Genomic DNA, 26,104 nt, shown 5'->3' on the forward strand with positions numbered 1-26,104 from the left:
CAAAAACCTACAGTCTCTTCTTTGGTACCGTGATCGTATAACGTACACCTAGATCATCATTTTCAATTGATATAGACGCTTGATGCATGGAGAGAATTTTTTTGACAATGCTTAATCCAATACCGAATTCGCCCTTTTTTCCCTTACTAAAAGGTTCGTATAGGCTGGATAGCATATGTTCTTCAATTGGAGGACCGTCATTACGAATGACAATGCGTATTTGATCCTCTTCCTGTTTCATTTGAATATCAATTTTCCTTTTTGCGTAGCGAAGTTGATTTTCTAGGACATTTTCAAATAATTTGCTCCATTGTTCTGGATCGCCTTCAAGAGCAGCCTCATCATCTAAGTCCACGTTCCACTGTAATTCATTTTTCGACCAGCGTATTCGGTCGACCACTTCCAGCATCGTATTACTGAGTAGGAAGGAAGCATGTGCAGGGTGTTGATTTGATAAATAATCAAGCTTTGTTAAGTACAGCAAATCCTTGATTTTCTTCTCAAGCTTTTCCGCTTCACCTTCAATGACTTCCACTGTTTGTTCAAGATCTCCCTTAGGAAAAATACCATCTTTAATCGACTGCGTATAGCCGCGGATGACCATGACAGGTGTCTTTAAGTCATGTGATATATTTTGCAAAAGAGTCCGTTCTGTTTCATCCTTTTGAATGAGTTTTTGTCTCATTTCTTCAATGGTATGACCAAGCTTTCCAATTTCATCTTGCCGGTCAACGATGACAGGATCGTCCCAGTCCTCTTGTGCAATCCGCTTCACGTGTTTTTCAAACGCAACGATTGGACGGGATAAGTAGCGGGCAAGCCAAATCGATGGAATCCAGCTTAATAAAATAACGGTGCCCAAGATAAAGATCAGCTGTTTAAACAGCGTAAAGGACAGGTCATCTCGATAAGAGTCTGGCGCATAAGACAAAAGAATATATTGTGTATTGCCTGTTGATACTTTTTTGATGACAAAAAAGATGTGCTGGCCATTCACCTCTTCAGAATAGCGTTTCGTTGCGCTTTTTTGTTTTTTCACAAAGGCTTGGATTTTCTCAATAAAGGCGTGTGGGAAAAACTGCCCCATTTGGTTTAATTCATCTGACGGAATCAGAATGTGCTGCACCGAGCGGTTTTCCGGTGTCGACTTTGGCGAGCCGTCTCGGTTCAACGGATATTCTGTGAGCACCTGCTGTTCATTTTCGATATTTTTATAAATCTCATTCGTGAAAAAATTTCGTAATGTATTGGAAAATAGGATGATCAGAACAATCGAGATGGTGAGTAAAATACCAGAGATGACGATCCAAATTTGAAAAGCGAGTGGTTTGTTCTTCATCCTTTTAGCATCCTATAGCCAAATCCATAGATGGTCTCGACCTTTAAGTCGGGCATTTTTTTGCGCAATCGTCTGACAAGGTCATCCACCACACGATCTGTCCCAAAGTAATCGTGTCCCCAAATTTTGACGAGAATATCTTCACGAGAAAAAGCATGTCCTTGATGATGTGTAAATAAAAGCAGCAAGTCAAATTCCTTAGAAGTTAAGTTAATCAGCTGATCTCCTTCATACACCTCTCTTACATCCTCATGAATGACATAAGAGGAAACGGGTGTAACACTTTGCTGCTGCGGAGTATCGCTGTTTTTATACACAAGCTCAAGCAGCTTTTGCACCCGAATGATCAGCTCGCGCGGAAGAAATGGTTTCGCAATATAATCACTGCTTCCCAGCTCTAAACCGAGGACACGATCAATATCAGCGTCGCGTGCTGAAATGAAAATGACCGGTACGTCAGGTGATGCGGCTTTGATTTCTTTAATCAGTGTGTAGCCATCTGTATCAGGCAGCATGATATCTAAAATCCATAGATGCGGCGGTTTATTCATTGCTTCGCGTGCCGCTTCTCCGGTTAAAAAAGAGGAGACATTCCAATTTTCACTTTCTAAATATTTGGTTAAAAGTTCGTTTAAGTTTTGTTCATCTTCCACTAAATAAATGGTGTACGACAAAGTCTTCCACATCCTCTCAACGTCATTATAACGGGATACAAAGGCGGCATGTCAACAATCACATGCTTTTTTCACAATTTCACATATTCTTCTCATTATTATCCCATAATGTTTGTTTATGATAAGCTCAAGGGAAAAAAGGGCATAGACAAAAGGCAGATCAATAGGTGCTTTTCACGAATGTGCGCACCTTGCTTTTTTTCTATGAATAAGTATTATATAATTTGACATATTGTCATGTAGTATTTTCAATGATGTTGCCATTAAGAGGACATGAGTCCGATCTACACATATGAATCAAGCAAGTCATGAACATGATGTAAAGGAGTGTAAGCGATGGATTTCCGAAGAGAAGATGAAGAGAAGAAGTTGAATCAACAAGAAGATGTACATCAAGAGAATGAGAAACAAATAGACGAACCTGAAAAAGAAAAGGAACTCGTTTTTCAACCTCATGAAAACGAAGCTTCTGCCACTCAGGAGAGTGTGACAAACCATTCTCCTCAAATGGAGGATGACCGTGTGTCGAAAAAGGAGAAAAAGCGGAAAGCAGCATGGCTCAGTCCGATCCTTGGAGGAATTATTGGCGGAGGCCTTGTGCTTGGCATTACACCGCTTTTGCCGCAGTCACAGAACACAGCAGCAAACACTCAAACGCAAACAGCGTCAAGTGAACCGGCAGCCTCTGAAAATTTCTCAACAAAACAAATCACCAATGCCACGAATGTCTCTGATATGGTAGAAGATTTAGAGCCAACCATTGTGGGAGTCTCAAACTATCAATCTACCCAAAATTCGTTTGGCCTTAGCGGTGATTCAACAGAAGCTGAAGCTGGCACGGGTTCTGGTGTCATCTTTAAAAAAGATGGCAAAAAAGCGTACATTATTACAAATAACCACGTAGTCGAGGGTGCCAATAAATTGAAGGTCACACTTTATGACGGAAAAACAAAAGACGCGAAGCTTGTCGGCAGTGACGTGATGACAGATTTAGCTGTTGTCGAAATCAATGCAGACGGCATTGATAAAGTGGCGAGCTTTGGTGATTCTTCTAAGCTCCGTGCTGGAGACAAAGTGATCGCAATTGGGAACCCTCTTGGTGCCCAGTTCTCTGGTACTGTGACAGAAGGGATTATTAGTGGTCTTGATCGTACAGTTGAAGCGAACACATCATCTGGTACGGTGGAAATGAATGTACTGCAAACAGATGCAGCGATCAATCCAGGAAACAGCGGGGGACCGCTTATCAATACAGATGGTCAAGTCATTGGTATCAACAGCTTAAAAATTAGCGAAAGCGGTGTGGAATCACTCGGCTTTGCGATTCCAAGTAACGATGTCAAACCGATTGTAGATGAGCTGTTGAAAAACGGAAAGGTTGAACGTCCTTATCTTGGCGTACAAATGATTGACCTTGAGCAAGTGCCTGAAACGTATCAAGAAAATACGCTCGGCCTATTTGATAAACAAATCGGCAAAGGGATTTACGTAAAGGATGTATCAAAAGGATCACCTGCACAAAAAGCAGGCTTGAAGTCTGGAGATGTCATCATCAAGTTTAAAGGAAAAAACGTAGCGAATAGCTCTCAGCTGAAAGAAATTTTGTACAAAGAAACAAAAGTCGGCGATAAAACGACAATGACTGTTATTCGTGAAGGGAAAAACAAGAACCTAGACATTACCCTAGGACAGTCTGAAACTGAATAAATGAAAAAACAGGTGGACGTTAAAGGTCTACCTGTTTTTTTATGCTTATTTTTTTGAAGAGAGTGTACGTAATATGATCTTTTCCCACATGCTCCAAGGCAAGAGCTGCTTTGCTGTGAATGAAAGTCGCACCCCTTTCCCAATCGGATATCTCAACTTTTTCAGCCGTTTCTTCTCGGCTAACCGAATCACAAGCTCTGCGACTTCACGCGGGTCACCGTAGTTGGTTTTCTGGGCATTGATATAAACCATCATCTTTTGATAGATGCTTGTGTATTTCGATCCTTCCCCTGGCTGCAACATGTGCTCGTTCATAGACGTGTTCCAAATATTCGTTTGGAAAGAGCCTGGCTCGATCAAGGCTGCCTGTATACCGAACGATGCCAGTTCAATGCGCAAGCTCTCTGTGTAGCCCTCTAAAGCAAACTTGGAGGATACATAAGGAGAAAGTGCGGGCATTCCCATTAATCCGCTGATGCTGCTCATATTGAATATCTTTGCACCATTTGTCATCAGCGGAAGGACGGCTTGTGTCACTTCCATGACTCCGAAAACATTGACATCAAATTGCTGGCGGTACGTGTCAACAGGAACCTCTTCAGCAAAACCCGCATAGGCTGTTCCAGCATTGTTGACAAGCAAGGTAATGGGGGCGTAAGTATGCAACTTTTTCTGAAATGCTTGAATTGACTGCGTGTCTGTCACATCTAATGCTTCAATATGTATCGCTTCGGCTAACGAGGCTTGCTCGATTTCTTCAGCAAGCTTTTTCGCATTGGCTTCCTGCCTGACACCTGCAATCACTGTATAGCCTTGCTTGGCGAGACCAGTCGTGATGAGCTTGCCAAAGCCGCTATTGGCACCAGTTACAATGGCTGTCCTTTTCATCATCTCGTACCTCCTTTTTGTTTCAATTTACCATAGACCGCTCTTTTATTGAATAACGAAAAGAAGGATGGAGAAGAATAAAAAGCGATGATAAGAAATAGGAGGAAGCGCATGATGTGTTGGAAGAAGGCGGGACAAATAGGAGTGCTGCTTTTTATGCTGTCTGGCTGCCAATCGATTGAGCCGCTCCAGCAAACAAAGGAAGCAGAAGCAGAGAGTCTCTCAGCGATTCAAATGAAGGAACTTCCATTTGAGCATCTCCACCTGCATGTTCAATACGGGCAGAAAAGCGAATTATACGAAGCCACCTATCGTCAGGCGAAAGGAAAAGAAGAAGCACTGATTCGTGATCATATGAACGGTGTCCGCTATGAAGGTGAAGAAGCTTTACGCGAGATGAAGATGAAGCTAAATGATATGTCGATTCCTAGTGCGAAGATCAATGAAACGTATGTCAATGAGCTATTAGCTGCTTTTAATTTAGACGATGATTATCAGCGAATTCAGGTCGATATGAAGCTTGAAGATGGGACCAAACGTACATTCCAAAAGAAGAAGTAAAACGGAACTTTCTCATTTTTTAATTGAAAATGATTTTCAAAATCACTTAAATCTGATACACTAAATTGAGATAAGTGATCTTTTGCGTCTATATATAGACGATATTCAATATAAAAATTTGGATGAGAAAAGGAGCGTTTGAGCGGAATGAGTGCCATTTCTACTGAAGGTTTAAGCTTAGGCTACGGAGAAACAATGATCATAGATGAACTAAATGTATCAATCCCTAAGGGTGAAATCACAGTATTTATTGGCAGCAATGGATGCGGTAAATCCACGCTACTTCGCTCTTTGGCCCGTCTTATGAAGCCAATGGGTGGTTCTGTCCTGCTTGAAGGTCATTCCATTGCCAAATTACCAACAAAGGAAGTAGCGAAACAGCTCGCCATTCTTCCACAAGGACCAGAAGCGCCAGAAGGATTAACCGTGCATCAGCTAGTGAAGCAAGGTAGATATCCTTATCAAAATTGGCTGAAGCAGTGGTCGAAGCAAGACGAAGAAGCAGTGAATCGTGCACTGAAGTCAACAAAGATGGAAGACCTCGCTGATCGAACGGTCGATTCATTATCAGGTGGACAAAGGCAGCGTGCATGGATTGCGATGACGTTAGCGCAGGAGACGGATATCATTTTGTTAGATGAGCCGACGACGTATTTAGACATGACGCATCAAATTGAAATTCTCGACCTTCTGTTTGACTTAAATGAAAAAGAGCAGCGCACGATTGTCATGGTTCTTCATGACCTGAATCTCGCATGCAGATATGCGCATCACCTTGTTGCCATTAAAGACAAGTCGATTTATGCAGAAGGAAGACCGGAAACCGTCATTAACTGTGATCTCGTGAAAAATGTCTTTGATATGAACTGCCAAGTGACAACAGATCCTTTATTCGGAACACCATTATGTATTCCGCACGGCAGAGGACGTTGTATTGTACAGCAGGCACAAGCCGAGACATTTCTTGCTGCAAGATAATCGTATGTCAAAAGCCTGACATCTGTTACGTACAGAGTCAGGCTTTTTTCTGAAAAAGGAGCGGAAGATCAATGGGAAATGAACTAGATGAAAAGCTGGAAGGCTTGCTTGAGAAATATACTGAGCTACTCCTTGGCGAATCAACAGACGCACTGAAACAAGATGTGAAACAATGGGTGATCTACTCTCATATCGCAAAAAGCATGCCGCCTCTAGCAAAGCACTTTAATGAAACGTATCCAGAAGCAAAAGAAGAAATCAAACACACGATTCAACGAATCAAACAGTTGAACGAAGCTCACCGCGCCAATAAAGGTAAATTTTAAGATAAATAAAAAACTACCCCACACGAAGAGGTAGTTTGGTGAAATTACTTTTTTTTAATGCCAAAAAACAAAAGGAGAAGAGATAATATAATTATAATGTAAATAGGTGTAATCCAAATTTCATAAACTGAGTTTGGATTATCTTTTACAAACCCAGTGTCTATGAGGATGTAATTCCATTTGATGCTAATCGGATTATCTACTTCGTATGAAAAATCATTTAAGTATAATTTGGGTTTTGTTATTCTAAATATTAAATAAATTAAACTACCTAGTAATAAAGTGATAGCTATAAGGATTTTCTTCATATAGGTCACATCTTTTCACTATCTTTTTCTTCCACCTGAAGTTGTTTCAACAAATTTATTTACATACTTTGTTTTAACACCATCTAAAATTCTATCTGCTTTACCTGAAGTGTAAGTTCGTATGCGAACTTTTTTTCCTTTAGATACTGTATCAGCAACAATTTGAGTTAACTGAACATCATTATAGTCTTTATATGTAGTTCCATCAAGTCTACCTCTATAATTGTTCGTGATATCCATTTTTGTATCCAAATCAGGAGCCTTTTCACCGGGTTTTAAATTTTCGTGTGCATAACCTACTTGGTAAGCCCAATTCCTACTGATATTTTTAGTCATTATGGCATTCCATAAAGCGTGTCTATAAGCGTCCCCATTCCCTTGCCATAGCGTATACTTAGAATATCGTTTTGCAGCTTCTCTTGAAGCGACATCTGCAATGTTTTTAGTTTTGGCAGCATTATGAGGGTGTTTTGCAAAAAGATTAATTTCTTTAGCATTAGCACCTAATTTACCTAATGAATATTCAACATAGGAGCTTTTTATAGATATTGTATTTATTTTTGATTTTTCTTCACTTAATTCAAGAGCAACTTGATCGTCAGAATTTTTTAAGGCTGGGGAAATGTTTTCTTTAATTAATTTTTCTAATTCTTTTTCGTTGATCTCTCTGTTTTCGAACATATCAAAATATGTCATTATGTTATTTCTAATACTTTCATAGAAAAATTTTGTAGATGCCCTTGATTGTGCAGTTTTGTTTAGTGAAGAAATTACTTTTTTATTATCTAAAGAATTTACTTCTGCAACTGCAATATTTTCCTTAATAAATAATGTTGATAAAACCAAAGAAAAAAATATTATTAACAAGCTTTTTTTGTACATTTATTCCTAAACTCCTTTTTTCTATAATATGTTCTATATTATAGAATATATTAGGTGGAATAGATAGTTTAATTTCTAGTATTATATAAAAATTCAGGAATATTTAATCTTATTATGTATAAATTGTCATTTCAAAATAATGGATCCGGATAAAATCGGATCCATTATTTTATGAATATCCATCTTCATTTACTGGAAGTTTTTTCTTATGACATTGGTGATGAACCGTATGGAGATTGATCTGTCAGTGTTTGCTGGAATTTCTGGTGTGCCTGCTGGAGTTTTTGCTGGTCAGCCGCTTCAACAGAATACCAGCCATATCTGAACATGACATCATATAAATGTCTTTGTGTTTTCTGTGTTTCAAGCGCAATTCGCTGAATATCTTGGTAAAGAGATTCATGACTGAATTCATTGAGCGCTGTGTTATATCCACTTGTCATATATTTCTCAGTCGACAGCAGATCTGTGATAAAATCACGATCATTCATGTTTGTTGTCGTGGGAACCGGAGTTTGAGGATTCCCGATTTTTTGTTGGTTTTGTTGTTCCATGTTTTTTTCCTCCTATTGCATAAAGCCAGTAGACTGGCCTTGCCCTGAGCTGCCTAAATGCTGAAGAATTTGTGTGTAATGCTGATGGTGCATTTGGCCCACTTGGTTTAATTCTTGTTTCAATGTTTGGTCCTGGCAATGCTCGGCCATAAAGTGAGCCTTTTTCATAGCGATCAAGTTCCAATTCAGCATATCCTCTAAGTACAAGGAATCCTTTACTGAAATGACTTGCGGGGGCATATTCATTTGCTGATTGTTCAAGGTGTGTTCCTCCTTACAATTTTGTTTCCTTACTGATTCTTTTTATATTGCTGATTTTGACTGGTCTTTTTTCCGCCTAGGTCTGCTTCCTGTGATGGACCTGCGTTTCCTTTTACACTTGCAGCACTTACGCCTGCTTTCGATGGATTTTTCTTCAAACGAGACATGTGGACATCACCTCCATTCTTACAATGCCCTCTCCTCTTTAATTCATACGCCGTAAAATAAGGCACATGAGAATGTGTAAAATTTTGAAATCCGCTCTTGAACTGTTTCGGAAAATCTTTTAAGATAAAGAAAGAGGCATTGCTTTTTTTTGCACAAAAAATGAATGACTGTTCATTCAAAATGTTTAGGGGGATATTTATGGGCAAACATATTCGCAAGGCAGCTGTCATTGGTTCAGGTGTCATGGGCTCAGGCATTGCTGCGCATCTAGCCAATATCGGGATACCAGTCACATTGCTAGATATTGTGCCAAACGAACTGACAAAGGAAGAAACGGCAAAAAAGCGAACGCTTGATCACCCTAGTGTTCGGAATAGATTAAGTCAAGAAGCGATGAAAAAATTATTAAAGCAAAAGCCAGCACCTCTTACATCAGCAAAAAACCTATCATACATCACACCGGGAAATCTCACAGATCACCTTTCCTTATTACATGATGCTGACTGGATCATTGAAGTCGTCACTGAAAAACTCAGCATCAAACAACACGTATTCTCTCTCATCGACGAACACCGCAAAGAAGGCAGTATCGTATCAAGTAATACATCCGGAATTTCGGTTGAAAAAATGGCAGAAGGCCGATCAGAGGATTTTAAACGCCACTTCTTAGGCACACATTTTTTTAACCCAGCTCGTTATTTAAAGCTTTTAGAAATTATTCCTATTCAAGAAACAGATCCAGAAGTACTTCAATTTATGAAAACGTTTGGCGAGGATGTACTTGGGAAAGGCGTCGTTGAAGCGAAAGATACGCCGAACTTTATTGCCAATCGTATTGGTACTTATGGACTCCTTGTGACAGTGCGTGAAATGCTTGAAAACAAATACACCATTGGAGAGGTGGATTCGGTCACAGGACCTCTCATTGGAAGACCGAAAAGTGCGACGTTCCGTACACTTGATGTCGTAGGACTCGACACGTTTTTCCATGTAGCCCGCAACGTATATGACCAAGTCGAAGGTAAGGAAAAAGATATTTTCCAGCTGCCTGAGTTTATTGAAAGAATGCTTGAAAAAGGATGGATTGGAAGCAAGGCAGGGCAAGGGTTTTATCAAAAAAATGGAAAGGCCATTTTAGAACTTGATCCTGTGACGCTCACGTATGGAGAACGAACGAAGCTGAAAGATCCAGGCATTGAGATGGCGAAGCAGCAAAAGGGAACGAAAGCGAAATTGAAAGCGCTTATTTATCAAGATGGTCGTGCAGGACAATTGCTCTGGAACATGACGGCACCTGTGCTCCTTTACTCAGCTCAGTTAAAAGGCGAAATTGCGGATGATATTCAGTCCGTCGATAACGCAATGAAATGGGGATTTGGCTGGCAGCACGGTCCATTTGAGCTCTGGGATGCAATCGGTGTGAAAAAAGCAGTCGAGCGCATGGAAGCAGAAGGTCACAGCATCCCGCAGTGGGTGCAAGACATGCTGTCAGAAGGACACGACACATTCTATCAAGAAAATGCTGATGGAGAGCGTGCGTTTTATCACAATGGGGCTTACGAACAGGAAAAAGGAAACGACAAGAATATTTCCTTAGCGAAATTGAAAAAGAAGAACGGCGTGATTTTCAAAAATGCTGGTGCGAGCTTGATTGATATCGGTGATGATGTCGCCTTGCTCGAATTTCACTCCAAAAGCAATGCCATTGGACTAGATGTCATTGACATGATCAATCGCGCTGTCGATGAGGTGGAACAGAATTATAGAGGGCTTGTCATCGGAAACCAAGGGAAGAACTTCTGTGTTGGTGCCAACCTTGCTCTCATTTTAATGGAGGCTCAGGACGATAATTTCTTTGAAATTGACTTTGTGATCCGCCGCTTCCAGCAGGCAATGATGAAGGTGAAATATAGCGACCGTCCAGTCGTTGCTGCTCCGTTTGGTATGACACTTGGAGGCGGAACAGAGGTTTGTCTGCCGGCAGCAGCTATTCAGGCGTCGAGTGAAGCATACATGGGTCTTGTCGAAGCGGGAGTTGGACTGATTCCAGGCGGCGGTGGAAACAAAGAATTATACCTTCGCCATCTGCAAGGATCAGCGAAGCCATCGCAGACCGCTATACAAGACGCCACGATGAAAACATTTGAAACAATTGCAATGGCGAAAGTATCCACTTCGGCAGAGGAAGCGCGGGATATGAACATGCTGCGCGCGAGTGACCGAATCAGCATGAACGGAGACCACCTGATCTATGATGCGAAACAACTCGTGCTCTCTCTTGATGAATCGGGTTATCGTGCGCCGCTTACGCAAAAGGTGCCCGTCATGGGAGAAACAGGCTATGCAGCGATGATATTGGCTGCTGAAAATATGAGACTGTCTGGATACATTTCAGAGCATGACATGACCATAGTTAAAAAATTAGCTCATGTTATTTCCGGCGGGAAACTGCCATTTGGAACAGAGGTAGAGGAGCAATACTTATTAGAGCTTGAAAGGGAAGCCTTTTTAAGTCTTGTAGGAGAAGTGAAATCACAAGCACGCATGCAGCACATGCTCGTCAAAGGAAAACCTTTACGTAACTAAGGGGGAGTCAAAATGAGAGAAGCAGTCATTGTCGCTGGCGCGAGAACACCAGTAGGGAAGGCGAAAAAAGGATCGTTAAAACATGTTCGACCTGATGATATGGGCGCGTTGTGTGTAAAAGAAACATTAAAGCGTGCTGGTGATTACGACGGACAGATAGATGATTTGATCATCGGATGTGCAACACCAGAAGCAGAGCAGGGGTTAAATGTGGCTCGGAATATTGGGGCGTTAGCAGGACTTCCGTATACAGTACCTGCCATCACCATCAACCGCTACTGCTCATCTGGTCTTCAGTCAATCGCTTATGCAGGTGAGCGGATTATGCTCGGTCAGGCAGAAACGATCTTAGCTGGAGGAGTCGAATCGATGTCACAGGTGCCGATGATGGGTCATTCCATTCGTCCGAATGCTCAATTGGCAGAACAAGCGCCTGAATACTATATGAGCATGGGGCACACGGCAGAGCAGGTGGCGCAAAAGTATCAGGTCACACGTCAAGATCAGGACGCCTTTGCGGTAAGAAGTCATCAAAAGGCAGCCAAAGCATTACAGGAAGGAAAATTTTCAGATGAAATTGTCTCCGTTGATGTAACAGAGCGGCGGGTAGGGGAGCAATATCAATTAGAAGAACATCAATTTAAGTTTTCACAGGATGAAGGCGTGAGAGCAGGGACAACGGAAGAGATTCTTTCTACTTTGCGTCCGGCTTTCTCGACAAAAGGCACGGTGACCGCAGGAAACTCTTCACAAACAAGTGACGGTGCTGCGTGTGTGATGATGATGGATCGTGAGAAAGCATCCTCACTTTCCCTTCAGCCGCTCGCCAAGTTTCGGGCGTTTGCTGTTGGCGGTGTACCGCCTGAGGTGATGGGAATCGGTCCAATTGAAGCCATTCCGCGTGCGCTGAAAATCGCTGGACTTGAGCTGAAGGATATCGGGCTGTTTGAATTAAACGAAGCGTTTGCCTCTCAGGCCATTCAAGTTATTCGTCATTTAGGGATTGATGAAGAGAAAGTGAATGTCAATGGCGGGGCAATCGCGCTAGGACATCCGCTCGGCTGTACAGGAACAAAACTGACACTGTCACTCATTCATGAAATGAAGCGGCGAAACGAGCAATTTGGCATCGTCACAATGTGTATCGGCGGGGGCATGGGAGCAGCAGGAATTTTTGAATTGATCTAAAGGGGGAAAACAGAATGAAAGCAATGGAAGAGGTAAAAAAGGGTGGAAGCTTCTTAATTGATGAGACGAATTATGAGCATATCTTTACACCAGAGGATTTCTCTGATGAGCATCAAATGATTGGAAAGACAACAGAGGATTATATTTTACAAGACGTTGTTCCATATATAGATCAAATTGAAAACCATGAATTTGAGCATTCTGTCAGGCTTCTCAAAAAGGCTGGAGAGCTTGGGCTGCTAGGAGCTGACGTGCCTGAAGAATTCGGCGGGCTCGGATTAGATAAAATCAGTTCAGCCATTATTACCGAGAAATTTTCCAGAGCAGGGAGCTTCTCGCTTTCCTATGGCGCCCATGTCGGCATTGGGTCTCTGCCAATCGTGCTGTTTGGAAATCAAGCGCAAAAGGAAACATATCTTCCTGGACTCGCTTCTGGAGAAACAATTGCAGCGTACGCCCTCACTGAGCCAGGATCAGGCTCTGACGCCCTTGGAGCAAAGACAACTGCGGTCTTAAATGAAGCCGGAACTCATTATGTGCTGAATGGGGAAAAACAGTGGATCACAAACTCCGCATTTGCCGACGTCTTTGTCGTATATGCGAAAATTGATGGTGAACACTTCTCTGCTTTTATCGTAGAAAAGGATTTTCCAGGTGTCAAAACGGGACCTGAAGAGAAAAAGATGGGCATTAAAGGTTCATCGACAAGAACGTTAATTCTCGAAGATGCTCAAGTGCCGAAGGAGAATTTACTAGGTGAGGCTGGCAGAGGTCATGTCATTGCCTTTAACATTTTGAATATCGGACGCTACAAGCTGGCTGTCGGAACAGTTGGTGCGTCAAAACGTGTCATTCAATTATCGGCAGAATATGCAAACCAACGTAAGCAATTCCAAACGCCAATTTCTCGATTTAGCTTAATTGGTGAAAAAGTAGCCAACATGTCGGCAAAGCTCTATGCGATGGAAAGTGCTGTTTACCGCACAGTCGGATTATTTGAACAGCGCATGGGTCTATTAAGTGAAGAAGAGCAAAAGGATGGCAAACAAATTGCCCAGTCCATTGCAGAATATGCGATTGAATGCTCTCTTTGTAAAGTACTTGGCTCTGAAACTTTAGACTATATAGCGGATGAGGGCGTGCAGATTCACGGCGGATATGGATTCATGCAAGAATACGAGGTCGAAAGAGCCTATCGTGACTCGCGGATTAACCGTATTTTTGAAGGGACTAACGAAATCAACCGTCTGCTTGTACCAGGCACATTCTTGAAGAAAGCGATGAAGGGAGAGCTTCCGCTGCTTCAAAAGGCGCAAACCTTACAGGAAGAGCTCATGATGATGATGCCGGAAGAGCCAGGTGATCAGCCGCTCGATCAAGAAAAATACTTGCTCGCCCATGCGAAAAAGATCGCCTTAATGGTATCTGGAATGGCGGCGATGAAGTATGGAAAAGCATTAGACAAAGAGCAAGAGATTCTTGTGAACATAGCGGATATCTTCAATGAAATTTTTGCTGCTGAATCGGCGATTCTGCGTACTGAAAAGGCAATCGCTGCATCAGGGCTAGATAAGAATACTCAAAAGCTTGCTTACACACAAATTTTCACGCAGGAAGCCTTCTTAAAAATTGAAGCTCATGCAAAAGAATCCTTGATCGCGATGGAAGAAGGAGATGCACTCCGCATGAGTCTGTCAGCTCTTCGCAAACTGACAAGATTCACCCCGATCAATGTCATCGCCAAAAAGCGCGAAGTGGCGAAACGAATCTTTGAAGCAGAGAAATATATCGTATAAGACGGCTGAAAAGGTGCGGGTATCACTCCGCACCTTTTTGTAAGCATACATTTAGGTTTTTAAAATATTTTGTGATAAAATGTTCTCACTACTTGCAGGAGGTGAAAATAGTGGCTTTAGATTTTTATGAATACCCATCTTGCGGTACATGCCGAAAAGCAAAAAAATGGCTGGAAGAACACAATAAAGATATCAACAGCATACATATCGTCGAAGAGACGCCTGATAAAGAAACATTAAAAGCGCTTTACGAAAAAAGTGGCTTAGAGCTGAAGAAGTTCTTTAATACAAGCGGACAGAAATACCGAGAGCTACAGCTGAAAGATCAACTTCCTGCAATGTCAGAAGGCGAGCAGCTAGAATTACTCGCATCTAACGGAATGCTGATCAAGCGCCCGATTACAACAGACGGTAAACGAGTCACAGTTGGATTTAATGAAGATACATTTAAAAGCGTCTGGAAATGATGTAACTTTCATTCAGATTGTGGTATCTTCAATATAGATTGAAAGAAAAGACTGGAGGGGTATTGAATGAGCACACCAAAAGATTTACGTTATTCAGAAGAACATGAATGGGTCAAAGTAGAAGGAGATAAGGTGCGTATCGGTATTACGCATTTTGCTCAATCTGAGCTAGGCGATATCGTGTTCGTTGAGCTTCCTGAAGTAGGAGACAAAATTACAGCGGACGAGCCTTTCGGAAGTGTAGAATCAGTGAAAACAGTTTCTGAGCTTTACGCACCGATCAACGGTACAATCGTCGAAGTGAACGATGAGCTGGATGACAGCCCTGAATTCGTCAACGACTCTCCATACGAAAAAGCATGGATGATCGTGGTAGAGCCAGCTGATACATCTGAAATTGAGAACTTGATGACTGCTGAGCAATATGAAGAAATGACAAAAGAAGACTAATTCACGTGAAATTGGACACTCTACCTTTATGGGGGGGTGTCCAATTTGTCTTTTCAAAAAGAACATGTGGATATAACAGATCATGTCACTGGACGATTCAAAGAAAGCGGCATGGTGCTGTATCATCAAAATGAAGAGATTGGCACGATGATTAGTGAAAACCAATATGAGTTAAAATCAGGTTATTCCTATGAGCAAAATCGTTTTTATCGTCTGACGGATACATTGACCCACGGAACAGAAAAATATGTAGACTGTGATGATGAAAATGGCTGGTGCTAATCACAGATGAGGCTGCAGTGAGCATAAGCTGCAGTCTTTTTAGTGCAAGCGCCCAATCTTTACAACCTGAATGAAAAATTGTAATCTAAGGGAGAAGTGAACAACGTCAAAAGGGCCGGGTGATCGTGATGAATGTAGAGGTAGAAAAGGTCATCATTGTAGAAGGTAAAACAGACAAACAAAAGCTAAAAGAAGTCATAAGTGAACCTGTTACCATCATTTGCACCAATGGCACGATCAGTACATCGAAGCTGGATCAGCTCGTAGACGAATTATTGGGGAAAGACGTTTACATATTAGCAGACAGTGACGATGCAGGCGACAAACTGCGGAAGCAATTTCGAAAAGAATTCCCTGAAGCATTTCATCTTTTTGTCGACAGAACGTACCGCGAAGTGGCCGCTTCACCGTCAGCCCACATTGCATCTATCCTATTAGCTGCAAACATTGATGTTCATTCGAAATATTTATGAGGGTGGACGTATATGAAAGAGATTGAAGAACACGAATTCAAGGAGATAAAGGACGATTTATTTCTTTTATACTTATATACACCGTTTTGCGGAACATGTCAGCTGGCAAAGAAAATGCTGGCTGTCGTAGACACCATGCAGCCGGATGTACCTTTTTATGAAAATAACTTAAACTACTCACCAGGCTTTGCGAAGGCTTTTGAGATCGAAAGCGTTCCTTGCTTTCTACTGTTTAAAAAAGGTGAGCTGGTGCAAAAAGGCTATGCCTTTCACTCCGTACCATATCTTCATGAAATGATTGAAACCGCTAAATAAAGCGGTTTTTTGTCATATTTCAAGCAATTCATCTGAAAATTTGTCGAGTTATTTATAAAGGACAAGCGAATGTTTGTAGAGAAATGTTATGTATAACCAAATGACAGGGAGGTTATACATGTGGAAAAAGTGAAAACCCATGGAAACACAGGGCAGCGATTATTGCTAAAACCGCTGCTCTCATCATCATCCTTGAAGATTACATTTGAGGCGGAAACTGACTCTTGTACATTGATTGTGGATGAGCGTGGTGAAGTGAAGAAACTACCTGCAATTGAGTTATCGGATCTCATCTTTTATGGTGAGAGAAAAGAAATACTTCAATTATTAGATGGAGATATGTCCTTACAGCAGTTAATTAGCAGGGGACAAGTGAAAGTAAAAGGGTCATTCCGTGCGCTCCTAAGACTAGAGGCGGTACTTTGGCTGACGAACGGTTTTTTTCGAAAAATGATAACTTAGTCGTTTACTTGGAAATTAGCGATTTACAGCGTTGACATATCTCGGGTGGCATGATATTCTACGTTAGTAAAAACATGAACATCACATAAAACAACATATTTTCTCTTATTAAGAGAGGTGGAGGGACGTGCCCTATGAAACCCGGCAACCGTCAGCATAGCTGAAATTGGTGCCAATTCACTCAAAGTCGCAACGCTTTGAAAGATGAGAGAAAGGCGTATTTGAAATAAAAGGCCTTTCTGCTTGCGTTGCAGTTAGGTCTTTTTTACTGATCTGGCAACAGGCTAGAGTCATGACAGCACGAAGAATAAATGAACGTATGTGATGGCAACCTATAGATTCAGCAAGAAAGCAGGTGAGCAGACTGTGATCCATTTACAGAATGTATCAAAAACGTACTACTCAAAAAGTGGAAATGTTGACGCAGTAAAAGACGTCAACTTAGATATTGATAAAGGTGAAATATTCGGAATTATCGGGTATAGCGGTGCCGGAAAAAGCTCGCTTATTCGCCTATTAAACGGTCTGGAGCTGCCAACAGAAGGAATTGTTGAAGTGGCAGGCAACCGGATCAATGAAGTATCGAATGCGAAACTTCGGAAAGCAAGACAAGAAATCAGCATGATTTTCCAGCACTTTAACCTACTTTGGTCAAGAACAGTGAGACAAAATATTATGTTCCCGCTTGAGATCGCAGGTGTACCTACATCGAAACGGAGAGAGCGTGCGAATGAACTGATTAAATTAGTCGGTTTAGAAGGAAAAGAAAATGCGTATCCGTCTCAGCTTAGCGGCGGACAAAAGCAGCGTGTGGGGATTGCGAGAGCATTAGCAAATGATCCAAAGGTTCTTCTTTGTGACGAAGCAACATCAGCGCTTGATCCGCAAACAACGGATTCTATCCTTGATCTTTTAGCGGATATCAATAAACGTTTAGGGCTGACAATTGTGCTCATCACACACGAAATGCACGTCATTCGCAAAATTTGTCATCGCGTCGCGGTCATGGAAAATGGACGCATTGTCGAAGAAGGCGAAGTATTACGCGTCTTCAGACAGCCGAAGGAAGAGATGACGAAGCGATTTGTACAGCAGCTTGCTGAACCAGAGGAAGCGAAAGAAACAATCGAACACGTCTTAGAGCGAGTAAAAGAAGGTCAGGTCGTACGGTTGTCCTTTATTGGCGATTCTGCCGAGCAACCGCTCATCACTGAAATCATTCGATCCTTCAAGGTCGATGTAAACATCCTTCAAGGAAAGATTTCTCAAACGCAGGAAGGCGCGTTTGGAACACTCTTTATCCATATTAATGGAGAAGAGACCGAGGTTGAAAAAGCCATCGCCTATATCCAAAGTAAACAGGTTGAAATTGAGGTGATGACACATGTTTGAGAAATGGTTTCCGAACGTTGACCTAGATGTGATTTGGAATGCAACGGGTGAAACGGTGTACATGACACTCATTTCATTGGCATTTGCTTTTGCAATCGGGATTATCCTAGGACTCCTGCTCTTCCTTACAGGAAAAGGCGGTCTTTGGGAAAATAAACCGATCAATGCTGTCATCGGTGCAGTCGTCAACATTTTCAGATCGATTCCTTTTATCATCTTAATTATTCTTTTATTAGGGTTCACGAAATTCTTAATGCATACAATTCTAGGTCCAAATGCAGCACTCCCTGCCCTTGTCATTGGGTCAGCTCCATTCTATGCACGTCTTGTCGAAATTGCACTGCGTGAGGTAGACAAAGGAGTCATTGAAGCAGCACGGTCAATGGGAGCGAAAACGTCGACCATCATTTTCAAAGTATTGCTGCCAGAATCATTGCCAGCCCTCATTTCAGGTATTACCGTAACAGCGATTGCTTTAATTGGCTCAACTGCGATTGCAGGTGCAATTGGAGCAGGCGGACTTGGTGACCTTGCTTATGTGGAAGGATACCAATCTGGTAATACAGATGTCACACTTGTAGCTACTGTGTTTATTCTCATCATCGTCTTTATTATTCAAATAATCGGTGATTTGATTACAAATAAAATTGATAAACGTTAAGGGAGGATTTATTCATGAAGAAATTGATTTTAAGTGCACTATTTCTAGCATTAGCAGGCATCTTAGCTGCATGCGGTTCATCTAATAACGCAAGTGATAGCAAAACCATTACGGTTGCGGCTTCAAAAACACCACATGCCGAGATTCTTGAAGAAGCAAAACCACTTCTAAAAGAAAAAGGCTACGATCTCAAAGTGAAAGTACTTAGTGATTATAAAATGTACAACAAAGCGTTAGCTGAAAAAGAAGTGGATGCAAACTTTTTCCAACATATCCCTTACTTGAACGAAGAGAACAAATCAAACAAAGATTATAACCTAGTAAGTGCTGGTGCGGTTCACCTTGAGCCTTTCGGTATCTACTCTAAGAAATACAAATCAGTAAAAGATATTCCAAATGGCGGCACCATCATCATGACAAACAACGTAGCTGAGCAAGGACGTATGCTTGCTCTATTACAAAATGCCGGTGTCATTAAGCTTGATCCAAAGGTTGATACAATCAACTCAACGGTAAAGAACATCAAAGAAAACCCAAAGAACCTAAAGTTCAAAAAAATCGCTCCTGAACTAACAGCGAAAGCTTATGAAAACAGTGAAGGCGATGCTGTGTTTATCAACGTCAACTATGCGATCCAAAATAAATTGAATCCGAAAAACGATTCAATCGAACTTGAGCAAACAAAGAACAACCCGTATGCAAACATCGTGGCTGTTCGCAAAGGTGAAGAAAAATCAGAGAAGATCAAGACATTAATGGAAGTTCTTCACTCTGATAAAATTAAAGAATTCATCGACAAAAAATACGACGGTGCAGTTCTACCGGTATCTGAATAACAACGATTCAACCTCGCTTTCATCAAAGCGAGGTTTTTTGTGTATTTTTTCAAATCTCGCTCATAATAAAAACGAACAAATGACCTGAAGGGATGGAATAAAGATGAATGAACAGCATATGAGCGGATCTATGCAGCAATCACTGACGGATTATAAAACGGCAATGGGTGAATTTCAGAAGAAGATGCCGGTGTTTGGGAAGAAATTCAATGAATTTACGGAGCAATGCTTTCAAAGCGATTCATTAACGCAAAAGGAAAAGCAAATGATTGCCCTTGGCATCAGTATTCATGCACAGGATGAATACTGCATGATTTATCATACAAAGGGAGCGCTCGATCAAGGCGCGACAGAAGAGAATTTGCTGGAGGTTGTCAGCGTGGCGGCAGCATTTGGCGGCGGGGCAGCACTGAGTCAAGGGATTACTGTCGTTCAGCAATGTATTGATGAATTTGGAGGACAGACGCATTAAGGGAAGGATAAGACGGTATTTTTCCATATCAGGGAGTTGAGTCGTTCTCAGCCGATTGTGTGAGAAAATATGCCAGCATAGAACGTCATATCCCTTTTGAGTGAAGCCGCATGTCTTTGATATAATAAAGCTACACTCAAAGAAGGGAATGGTTTATTATTTGTTCGGACCATAGTACACTGGGATTGGATTATACCGCCGAGATGGAAAAGGCCATGCATAAAGCTCATGGCATGAGCTATGCAGAGTACGAAAGAGACCATGACTTACGGATGAAAGTGGAATATAAACGAGAGCAGTCCTATCGAGATGAGAAAAGACAGCTCGCAAAAATGAATATACGAGGCTATTAAATAGCTCAGGGACGGGGAGAACAGTTTCCCGTCCTTTCTTTATGAAAACAGTCTTTTCGACATAAATCCTTTTATCTACCGGCTTTTTTTGTTAGAATTTTGAGAGCATCCTCTCACGTATATCGTGAATGTGTTGTATTCACTTTTAATTTGTTATAAAATTAGAATGAGAATAAATTGAGAATAATGATTATTTTGGAGGTATCGATATATGACTGCTTCGACATTAACAATTAAGGACTTGCACGTTGAGATTGAAGGGAAAGAAATCTTAAAGGGTGTAAACCTCGAGATAAAAGGTGGAGAATTCCACGCAGTAATGGGACCAAACGGTACAGGTAAATCAACTTTATCTGCTGCAATTATGGGACACCCTAAATATGAAGTAACAAAAGGCAGCATTTTGCTAGATGGCGAAGATGTACTTGAAATGGAAGTAGATGAGCGCGCTCAAGCAGGTCTTTTCCTTGCGATGCAATACCCATCTGAAATTAGTGGTGTCACAAATGCGGACTTCCTTCGTTCTGCTATTAACGCTCGCAGAGAAGAAGGCGATGAAATCTCTCTGATGAAATTCATCCGCAAAATGGACGAAAACATGGAGTTCCTTGAAATGGACCCAGACATGGCGCAGCGCTACCTAAACGAAGGTTTCTCAGGCGGGGAGAAAAAACGCAATGAAATTCTTCAATTAATGATGATTGAACCAAAGATTGCGATTCTTGACGAAATCGATTCTGGACTTGATATCGATGCTTTGAAAGTGGTTTCTAAAGGAATTAACAGAATGCGCGGCGAAAGCTTCGGCTGCTTAATGATCACTCACTATCAGCGTCTACTGAACTACATCACACCAGATCATGTTCATGTCATGATGCAAGGACGTATCGTGAAATCTGGCGGACCAGAGCTCGCGCAGCGTTTAGAAGCAGAAGGCTATGACTGGATTAAAAAAGAGTTAGGAATTGAAGACGAAACTGTTGGTCAAGAAGCGTAAGCGTTAGGAGGATTATTGATGACATTAGAAACGAAATTATCAGTAGATCAAGATTATGTCAAAAGCTTCTCCGAGAAGCATCAGGAACCGGCATGGATGAGCTCCCTTCGCTTACAGGCTCTTGAAAAAGCAGAAGACCTTCCAATGCCAAAGCCTGACAAAACGAATATTTCTAAATGGAATTTAACCAATTTCAAACAGCATACAGTCGAAAGTGCGCCATTTGGATCATTAGAAGAGCTTCCTGAAGAAGTGAAATCTCTCATTGATTTAGAGGACACGGATAAGACAGTCTACATTCAGCGTGATCAAACGCCAGCATACTTGTCTCTTTCAACGGAAGCGAAAGACAAAGGCGTGATCTTCACTGACCTTCATACAGCGATCCGCGAACATGGAGATCTAGTGCAGAAATACTTCATGACTGATGCAGTAAAAGTAGATGAGCATAAACTAACAGCTTTACATGCTGCTTTAGTCAATGGTGGAGCTTTCCTCTATGTACCGAAAAATGTAGAACTTGAAGCACCAATTCAAGCCGTCTACCTGCATGAAAATGACGACACGACTTTGTTCAACCATGTCATCGTCGTAGCAGACGACCATAGTGCTTTGACATATGTAGAAAACTACATCAGTACGGCAAAGCCGGAAGAAGCGATCTTCAATATCGTGTCTGAAGTGTTTACAGGAGCTAATGCCCGCGTCACTTACGGTGCAGTAGATAACCTTGCAGAAGGTGTCACAGTCTATGTGAACAGACGCGGTATGGCAAATGGCCGTGACAGTAAAATCGAATGGGCGCTTGGCCTGATGAATGATGGAGACGTCGTGTCTGAAAACATCACAAAGCTCATGGGCGACGGTACATTCGGTGATACAAAATCAGTTGTTGTCGGCCGGGGCAATCAAACAGAAAACTTTACAACAAGCATCATCCACTTCGGTAAAAACTCTGAAGGGTATATCTTGAAGCATGGTGTGATGAAGGATCAAGCATCCTCTATCTTTAACGGAATTGGTAAAATCGAGCATGGCGCAACGAAGTCAAATGCAGAGCAGGAATCACGAGTTCTCATGCTGAGTGAGAAAGCACGCGGTGACGCAAACCCAATTCTATTAATTGATGAAGATGATGTCACAGCAGGGCATGCTGCTTCTGTTGGACGTGTCGATCCAATTCAATTGTATTACCTCATGAGCCGCGGGATATCCAAAGAAGATGCAGAAAGACTTGTGATTTATGGCTTCTTAAATCCAGTCGTCAAAGAACTGCCGATTGAAGGAGTTAAAAAGCAGCTCGTTTCTGTGATTGAAAGGAAAGTAAAATAATGAATATCAAAGACGTTCGTGAGCAGTTTCCAATCCTTCATCAGCAAGTGAACGGACATGATTTGGTGTATTTGGACAGTGCAGCGACTTCTCAAAAACCAAGAGTGGTCATTGATGCAATGAATGAGTATTACCGGTCTTACAACTCGAACGTCCACAGGGGTGTTCATACCCTTGGCACAAAAGCAACGGACGCATACGAGGGTGCGAGAGAGAAAGTTCGTGCATTCATCCGTGCTTCATCTGTCCAGGAGATTATTTTTACTAGAGGCACAACAACTGCACTAAACACAGTGGCGATCAGCTATGCAAGAGCAAACCTCAAAGAAGGCGATGAGATTGTCATTACGCACATGGAGCATCATGCGAATATCATCCCTTGGCAGCAAGCAGCAAAAGCAACTGGCGCCACATTGAAATACATTCCGTTACAGGAAGACGGCACGCTATCGCTTGAAGATGTGAAGCAAACGGTCACACATCAAACGAAAATCGTCGCTGTCACACATGTCTCAAACGTATTAGGAACCATCAACCCGATTAAAGAGATCGCTAAAATTGCCCATGATCATGGGGCAATCATTGTCGTCGATGGTGCGCAAAGCACGCCGCACATGCAAATTGATGTTCAGGATCTAGATTGTGACTTTTTCGCATTCTCTGGGCATAAAATGTGTGGACCGACTGGCATCGGTGTACTTTACGGGAAGAAGGACCTTTTGAATAATATGGAGCCTGCTGAGTTTGGCGGTGAAATGATCGACTTTGTGGATCTGTATGATTCTACTTGGAAAGAGCTGCCGTGGAAATTTGAAGCGGGAACACCGATTATTGCCGGAGCAGTTGGACTAGGAAAAGCGATTGATTTCTTAAATGACATTGGTATGGAAGAAGTCAGCCGTTACGAGCATCAGCTTGCCACTTATGCGCTTGAGCGCTTTAAGGAGCTTGACGGTGCGACAGTTTATGGACCGCAGCACCGAGCTGGACTTGTGACGTTTAACTTAGACGACGTCCATCCACATGATGCGTCAACTGTTCTGGATACGGAAGGTGTCGCCATTCGTGCTGGACACCACTGTGCACAGCCGCTCATGAAATGGCTTGGTGTATCAGCAACTGCAAGAGCAAGCTTCTATCTGTACAATACAGAAGAAGAGATTGACGAGCTCATCGCAGCGCTCCGTAAGACAAAGGAGTATTTTACGAATGTCTTTTAATGTAAACTTAGACACACTGTACAGACAAGTGATTATGGATCATTATAAAAATCCGAGAAACAAAGGTGTGTTAAACGACAGCATTGTCGTCGATATGAACAACCCAACGTGTGGTGACCGCATTCGTCTCACGATGAAAATCGAAGACGAAAAAGTCATTGATGCGAAATTTGAAGGAGAAGGATGCTCTATTTCGATGGCATCTGCCTCTATGATGACGCAGGCGATTAAAGGGAAAGATATTGAAACAGCTTTGAAAATGTCTCAGATTTTCTCCGATATGATGCTAGGAAAAGAATACGACGATTCCATTGATCTTGGTGACATTGAGGCGCTGCAGGGAGTGGCAAAATTCCCAGCCCGCATCAAATGTGCAACATTATCCTGGAAGGCGCTTGAAAAAGGCGCATCTGCCGAAGATAACGGCAAATCATAAGATTGGAGTGAAAATGGATGGCTAAAAAAATGCCAGATGTTGGTGAATATAAATACGGCTTTTCTGATAAAGACGTTTCCATTTTCCGTTCAGAGCGCGGACTGACAAAAGAGATCGTTGAAGAAATTTCTCGTATGAAAGAAGAGCCTCAGTGGATGCTCGACTTCCGTTTGAAATCTCTTGAGCACTTTTACAACATGCCGATGCCACAATGGGGCGGAGATTTAAATGCATTAAACTTTGATGAAATTACGTACTACGTAAAGCCATCTGAGCGCTCTGAGCGTTCTTGGGATGAAGTACCAGAAGAAATCAAACAAACCTTTGATAAGCTTGGTATCCCAGAAGCAGAGCAAAAGTACTTAGCAGGTGTATCTGCTCAGTATGAATCTGAGGTTGTGTATCACAACATGAAGCAAGACCTTGAAGATCTAGGCATTGTGTTTAAAGATACAGACAGCGCATTAAAAGAGAACGAAGACATCTTCCGTGAGCACTGGGCAAAAGTCATTCCTCCGACTGACAACAAATTTGCTGCGCTTAACTCGGCTGTATGGTCTGGTGGTTCATTTATCTACGTACCAAAGGGCGTCAAAGTAGATACACCACTTCAAGCATACTTCCGTATCAACTCTGAGAACATGGGTCAGTTCGAGCGTACACTCATCATCGTTGATGAAGGCGCACATGTGCATTACGTAGAAGGCTGTACAGCACCAGTTTACACAACAAACTCACTTCATAGTGCGGTTGTTGAAATCGTCGTCAAAAAAGGCGGCTACTGCCGTTATACAACGATTCAAAACTGGGCAAACAACGTTTTCAACCTTGTGACGAAACGTACAGTATGTGAAGAAAATGCAACTATGGAATGGATTGATGGAAACATCGGTTCTAAGCTGACAATGAAATACCCAGCAGTCATCCTAAAAGGTGAAGGCGCTCGTGGTATGACATTAAGTATTGCCCTAGCAGGTAAAGGTCAGCACCAAGATGCAGGTGCAAAAATGATTCACCTTGCACCAAACACATCTTCAACGATCGTATCGAAATCGATTTCGAAACAAGGCGGTAAAGTCACATACCGCGGAATCGTTCACTTCGGACGCAAAGCAGAGGGTGCACGCTCAAACATCGAGTGTGACACACTCATCATGGATAACAAATCAACATCTGATACAATCCCTTACAATGAAATCTTAAACGACAACATTTCATTAGAGCACGAAGCGAAGGTATCAAAAGTATCAGAAGAACAGCTATTCTACTTGATGAGCCGCGGAATTTCTGAAGAAGAAGCAACGGAAATGATCGTCATGGGCTTCATCGAACCATTCACAAAAGAACTGCCAATGGAATACGCCGTTGAAATGAACCGTTTGATTAAGTTTGAAATGGAAGGTTCGATTGGTTAAAATTTAAAAACCTTTATTTACAAGGGTTTGAATAGTGTAGAAGGCGAACTTTTGAAGTTCGTCTTCTTTTATTTTTCAGTAATATCTAGATAAATGTCCTCTGTTGTTTTAATCGATTTATGCCCCACAACCTCATTAAAGAAGCAGTATTGCGCATGTGTAGGTTAAATCATGTGTGACTTTATATTTGTATATATTACTCTGTCTGGAGGTGATTCCTTAAGCACACCAGTCACAAACATATGATAAAAATAGAAAATTATAGAAATGTTAAAATTGCTTATGGTCTGCTTTCAAGATGTTTTTTCAAAAACGATAATATGTA

The 26,104-nt window shown here is 41.8% G+C and carries 30 protein-coding genes and 1 riboswitch; of the genes, 23 read left to right on the plus strand and 7 right to left on the minus strand.

What is annotated here, in order from left to right; all coding sequences use genetic code 11:
- Positions 1 to 7: 7 nt before the first annotated feature.
- On the minus strand, positions 8 to 1,339 hold the full coding sequence (locus C6Y07_RS11120) for a sensor histidine kinase (RefSeq protein WP_106032222.1): 1,332 nt from the start codon (positions 1,337 to 1,339) through the stop codon (positions 8 to 10).
- Complete coding sequence (locus C6Y07_RS11125; protein ID WP_003212732.1) at positions 1,336 to 2,013, minus strand: response regulator transcription factor; 678 nt, start codon at positions 2,011 to 2,013, stop codon at positions 1,336 to 1,338. The genes C6Y07_RS11120 and C6Y07_RS11125 overlap by 4 nt, the downstream gene beginning before the upstream one ends.
- A gap of 336 nt (positions 2,014 to 2,349) precedes the next feature.
- Here C6Y07_RS11125 and C6Y07_RS11130 point away from each other — a divergent pair, with 336 nt between their 5' ends.
- Positions 2,350 to 3,720 carry a S1C family serine protease gene (locus tag C6Y07_RS11130; protein WP_003213179.1) on the plus strand — a complete coding sequence of 457 codons (1,371 nt, stop codon included), beginning with the start codon at positions 2,350 to 2,352 and terminating at the stop codon, positions 3,718 to 3,720.
- 45 nt (positions 3,721 to 3,765) lie between these two features.
- Here the strand turns inward: C6Y07_RS11130 and C6Y07_RS11135 are convergent, their stop codons facing one another.
- Positions 3,766 to 4,611 carry an oxidoreductase gene (locus C6Y07_RS11135; protein ID WP_223254143.1) on the minus strand — a complete coding sequence of 282 codons (846 nt, stop codon included), beginning with the start codon at positions 4,609 to 4,611 and terminating at the stop codon, positions 3,766 to 3,768.
- Positions 4,612 to 4,722: 111 nt separating this feature from the next.
- Here C6Y07_RS11135 and C6Y07_RS11140 point away from each other — a divergent pair, with 111 nt between their 5' ends.
- The 3 genes from C6Y07_RS11140 to C6Y07_RS11150 all read left to right on the plus strand — a co-directional run bounded on the left by C6Y07_RS11140 (position 4,723) and on the right by C6Y07_RS11150 (position 6,473).
- The gene (locus C6Y07_RS11140; RefSeq protein ID WP_189282639.1) at positions 4,723 to 5,169 is read left to right on the plus strand and encodes a YusW family protein; all 447 of its coding nucleotides are present in this window, start codon (positions 4,723 to 4,725) and stop codon (positions 5,167 to 5,169) included.
- A 147-nt stretch (positions 5,170 to 5,316) separates the two neighbouring features.
- Positions 5,317 to 6,147 (plus strand): ABC transporter ATP-binding protein, encoded by an 831-nt coding sequence (locus tag C6Y07_RS11145; RefSeq protein ID WP_008347057.1) that lies wholly within the window; start codon positions 5,317 to 5,319, stop codon positions 6,145 to 6,147.
- Positions 6,148 to 6,218: 71 nt separating this feature from the next.
- Positions 6,219 to 6,473 carry a YusU family protein gene (locus C6Y07_RS11150; RefSeq protein ID WP_106036529.1) on the plus strand — a complete coding sequence of 85 codons (255 nt, stop codon included), beginning with the start codon at positions 6,219 to 6,221 and terminating at the stop codon, positions 6,471 to 6,473.
- A gap of 326 nt (positions 6,474 to 6,799) precedes the next feature.
- On the opposite strand, the gene C6Y07_RS11160 is transcribed toward C6Y07_RS11150, so the two are convergent.
- The 4 genes from C6Y07_RS11160 to C6Y07_RS11175 all read right to left on the minus strand — a co-directional run bounded on the left by C6Y07_RS11160 (position 6,800) and on the right by C6Y07_RS11175 (position 8,645).
- Complete coding sequence (locus C6Y07_RS11160) at positions 6,800 to 7,663, minus strand: DUF6973 domain-containing protein (protein WP_106036530.1); 864 nt, start codon at positions 7,661 to 7,663, stop codon at positions 6,800 to 6,802.
- 206 nt (positions 7,664 to 7,869) lie between these two features.
- Entirely contained in the window at positions 7,870 to 8,217 is a 348-nt protein-coding gene (locus tag C6Y07_RS11165) for a spore coat protein (protein WP_060597266.1), read from the minus strand.
- A gap of 12 nt (positions 8,218 to 8,229) precedes the next feature.
- Positions 8,230 to 8,463: a hypothetical protein gene (locus tag C6Y07_RS11170; RefSeq protein ID WP_223250686.1), complete on the minus strand. Its 234-nt coding sequence runs from the start codon at positions 8,461 to 8,463 to the stop codon at positions 8,230 to 8,232.
- 44 nt (positions 8,464 to 8,507) lie between these two features.
- The gene (locus C6Y07_RS11175) at positions 8,508 to 8,645 is read right to left on the minus strand and encodes a YuzL family protein (protein ID WP_003212904.1); all 138 of its coding nucleotides are present in this window, start codon (positions 8,643 to 8,645) and stop codon (positions 8,508 to 8,510) included.
- Positions 8,646 to 8,844: 199 nt separating this feature from the next.
- Between C6Y07_RS11175 and C6Y07_RS11180 the strand changes: the two genes are divergently transcribed.
- The 19 genes from C6Y07_RS11180 to sufB all read left to right on the plus strand — a co-directional run bounded on the left by C6Y07_RS11180 (position 8,845) and on the right by sufB (position 25,779).
- Positions 8,845 to 11,232 carry a 3-hydroxyacyl-CoA dehydrogenase/enoyl-CoA hydratase family protein gene (locus C6Y07_RS11180; RefSeq protein ID WP_106156681.1) on the plus strand — a complete coding sequence of 796 codons (2,388 nt, stop codon included), beginning with the start codon at positions 8,845 to 8,847 and terminating at the stop codon, positions 11,230 to 11,232.
- Positions 11,233 to 11,244: 12 nt separating this feature from the next.
- Positions 11,245 to 12,420: an acetyl-CoA C-acetyltransferase gene (locus C6Y07_RS11185; RefSeq protein WP_003213349.1), complete on the plus strand. Its 1,176-nt coding sequence runs from the start codon at positions 11,245 to 11,247 to the stop codon at positions 12,418 to 12,420.
- A gap of 14 nt (positions 12,421 to 12,434) precedes the next feature.
- A complete protein-coding gene (locus C6Y07_RS11190; protein ID WP_106156682.1) occupies positions 12,435 to 14,216 on the plus strand; it encodes an acyl-CoA dehydrogenase family protein in 1,782 nt (593 codons plus the stop codon).
- Positions 14,217 to 14,326: 110 nt separating this feature from the next.
- Positions 14,327 to 14,683 (plus strand): arsenate reductase family protein, encoded by a 357-nt coding sequence (locus C6Y07_RS11195; RefSeq protein WP_003213086.1) that lies wholly within the window; start codon positions 14,327 to 14,329, stop codon positions 14,681 to 14,683.
- Positions 14,684 to 14,749: 66 nt separating this feature from the next.
- Complete coding sequence (gene gcvH, locus C6Y07_RS11200; RefSeq protein ID WP_003213614.1) at positions 14,750 to 15,133, plus strand: glycine cleavage system protein GcvH; 384 nt, start codon at positions 14,750 to 14,752, stop codon at positions 15,131 to 15,133.
- Between the two features lie 45 nt (positions 15,134 to 15,178).
- Positions 15,179 to 15,415: a YusG family protein gene (locus C6Y07_RS11205; protein ID WP_003212882.1), complete on the plus strand. Its 237-nt coding sequence runs from the start codon at positions 15,179 to 15,181 to the stop codon at positions 15,413 to 15,415.
- A gap of 128 nt (positions 15,416 to 15,543) precedes the next feature.
- Positions 15,544 to 15,888 carry a toprim domain-containing protein gene (locus C6Y07_RS11210; protein ID WP_003213068.1) on the plus strand — a complete coding sequence of 115 codons (345 nt, stop codon included), beginning with the start codon at positions 15,544 to 15,546 and terminating at the stop codon, positions 15,886 to 15,888.
- Between the two features lie 12 nt (positions 15,889 to 15,900).
- A complete protein-coding gene (locus C6Y07_RS11215; protein WP_003213095.1) occupies positions 15,901 to 16,203 on the plus strand; it encodes a thioredoxin family protein in 303 nt (100 codons plus the stop codon).
- A 120-nt stretch (positions 16,204 to 16,323) separates the two neighbouring features.
- Complete coding sequence (locus C6Y07_RS11220) at positions 16,324 to 16,665, plus strand: SCP2 sterol-binding domain-containing protein (protein ID WP_003212918.1); 342 nt, start codon at positions 16,324 to 16,326, stop codon at positions 16,663 to 16,665.
- A gap of 102 nt (positions 16,666 to 16,767) precedes the next feature.
- Positions 16,768 to 16,876: riboswitch (SAM riboswitch) on the plus strand.
- 155 nt (positions 16,877 to 17,031) lie between these two features.
- Complete coding sequence (locus tag C6Y07_RS11225) at positions 17,032 to 18,057, plus strand: methionine ABC transporter ATP-binding protein (RefSeq protein WP_003213439.1); 1,026 nt, start codon at positions 17,032 to 17,034, stop codon at positions 18,055 to 18,057.
- The gene (locus C6Y07_RS11230) at positions 18,050 to 18,718 is read left to right on the plus strand and encodes a methionine ABC transporter permease (protein ID WP_003213651.1); all 669 of its coding nucleotides are present in this window, start codon (positions 18,050 to 18,052) and stop codon (positions 18,716 to 18,718) included. Before C6Y07_RS11225 ends, C6Y07_RS11230 begins: the two co-directional genes overlap by 8 nt.
- Positions 18,719 to 18,732: 14 nt before the next feature.
- Complete coding sequence (gene metQ / locus C6Y07_RS11235; RefSeq protein ID WP_066030430.1) at positions 18,733 to 19,554, plus strand: methionine ABC transporter substrate-binding lipoprotein MetQ; 822 nt, start codon at positions 18,733 to 18,735, stop codon at positions 19,552 to 19,554.
- A gap of 103 nt (positions 19,555 to 19,657) precedes the next feature.
- Positions 19,658 to 20,026, plus strand: a complete 369-nt coding sequence (locus C6Y07_RS11240) for a carboxymuconolactone decarboxylase family protein (RefSeq protein ID WP_003212803.1) — start codon at positions 19,658 to 19,660, stop codon at positions 20,024 to 20,026.
- Between the two features lie 215 nt (positions 20,027 to 20,241).
- Entirely contained in the window at positions 20,242 to 20,379 is a 138-nt protein-coding gene (locus tag C6Y07_RS18940) for a YuzK family famiily protein (protein WP_162839378.1), read from the plus strand.
- A gap of 211 nt (positions 20,380 to 20,590) precedes the next feature.
- On the plus strand, positions 20,591 to 21,376 hold the full coding sequence (gene sufC, locus C6Y07_RS11245; protein ID WP_003213654.1) for a Fe-S cluster assembly ATPase SufC: 786 nt from the start codon (positions 20,591 to 20,593) through the stop codon (positions 21,374 to 21,376).
- A gap of 18 nt (positions 21,377 to 21,394) precedes the next feature.
- The gene (gene sufD, locus C6Y07_RS11250) at positions 21,395 to 22,708 is read left to right on the plus strand and encodes a Fe-S cluster assembly protein SufD (protein ID WP_106156684.1); all 1,314 of its coding nucleotides are present in this window, start codon (positions 21,395 to 21,397) and stop codon (positions 22,706 to 22,708) included.
- On the plus strand, positions 22,708 to 23,928 hold the full coding sequence (locus C6Y07_RS11255; protein ID WP_034659905.1) for a cysteine desulfurase: 1,221 nt from the start codon (positions 22,708 to 22,710) through the stop codon (positions 23,926 to 23,928). The genes sufD and C6Y07_RS11255 overlap by 1 nt, the downstream gene beginning before the upstream one ends.
- Positions 23,918 to 24,364 (plus strand): Fe-S cluster assembly sulfur transfer protein SufU, encoded by a 447-nt coding sequence (sufU, locus tag C6Y07_RS11260; RefSeq protein WP_008347017.1) that lies wholly within the window; start codon positions 23,918 to 23,920, stop codon positions 24,362 to 24,364. Before C6Y07_RS11255 ends, sufU begins: the two co-directional genes overlap by 11 nt.
- A 17-nt stretch (positions 24,365 to 24,381) precedes the next feature.
- Positions 24,382 to 25,779: a Fe-S cluster assembly protein SufB gene (gene sufB / locus C6Y07_RS11265; protein ID WP_034659904.1), complete on the plus strand. Its 1,398-nt coding sequence runs from the start codon at positions 24,382 to 24,384 to the stop codon at positions 25,777 to 25,779.
- The last annotated feature ends 325 nt before the right edge of the window (positions 25,780 to 26,104 follow it).

It is taken from the genome of Bacillus sp. LNXM12-1 (genome assembly GCF_003004375.1).
Lineage (GTDB): Bacteria > Bacillota > Bacilli > Bacillales > Bacillaceae > Bacillus.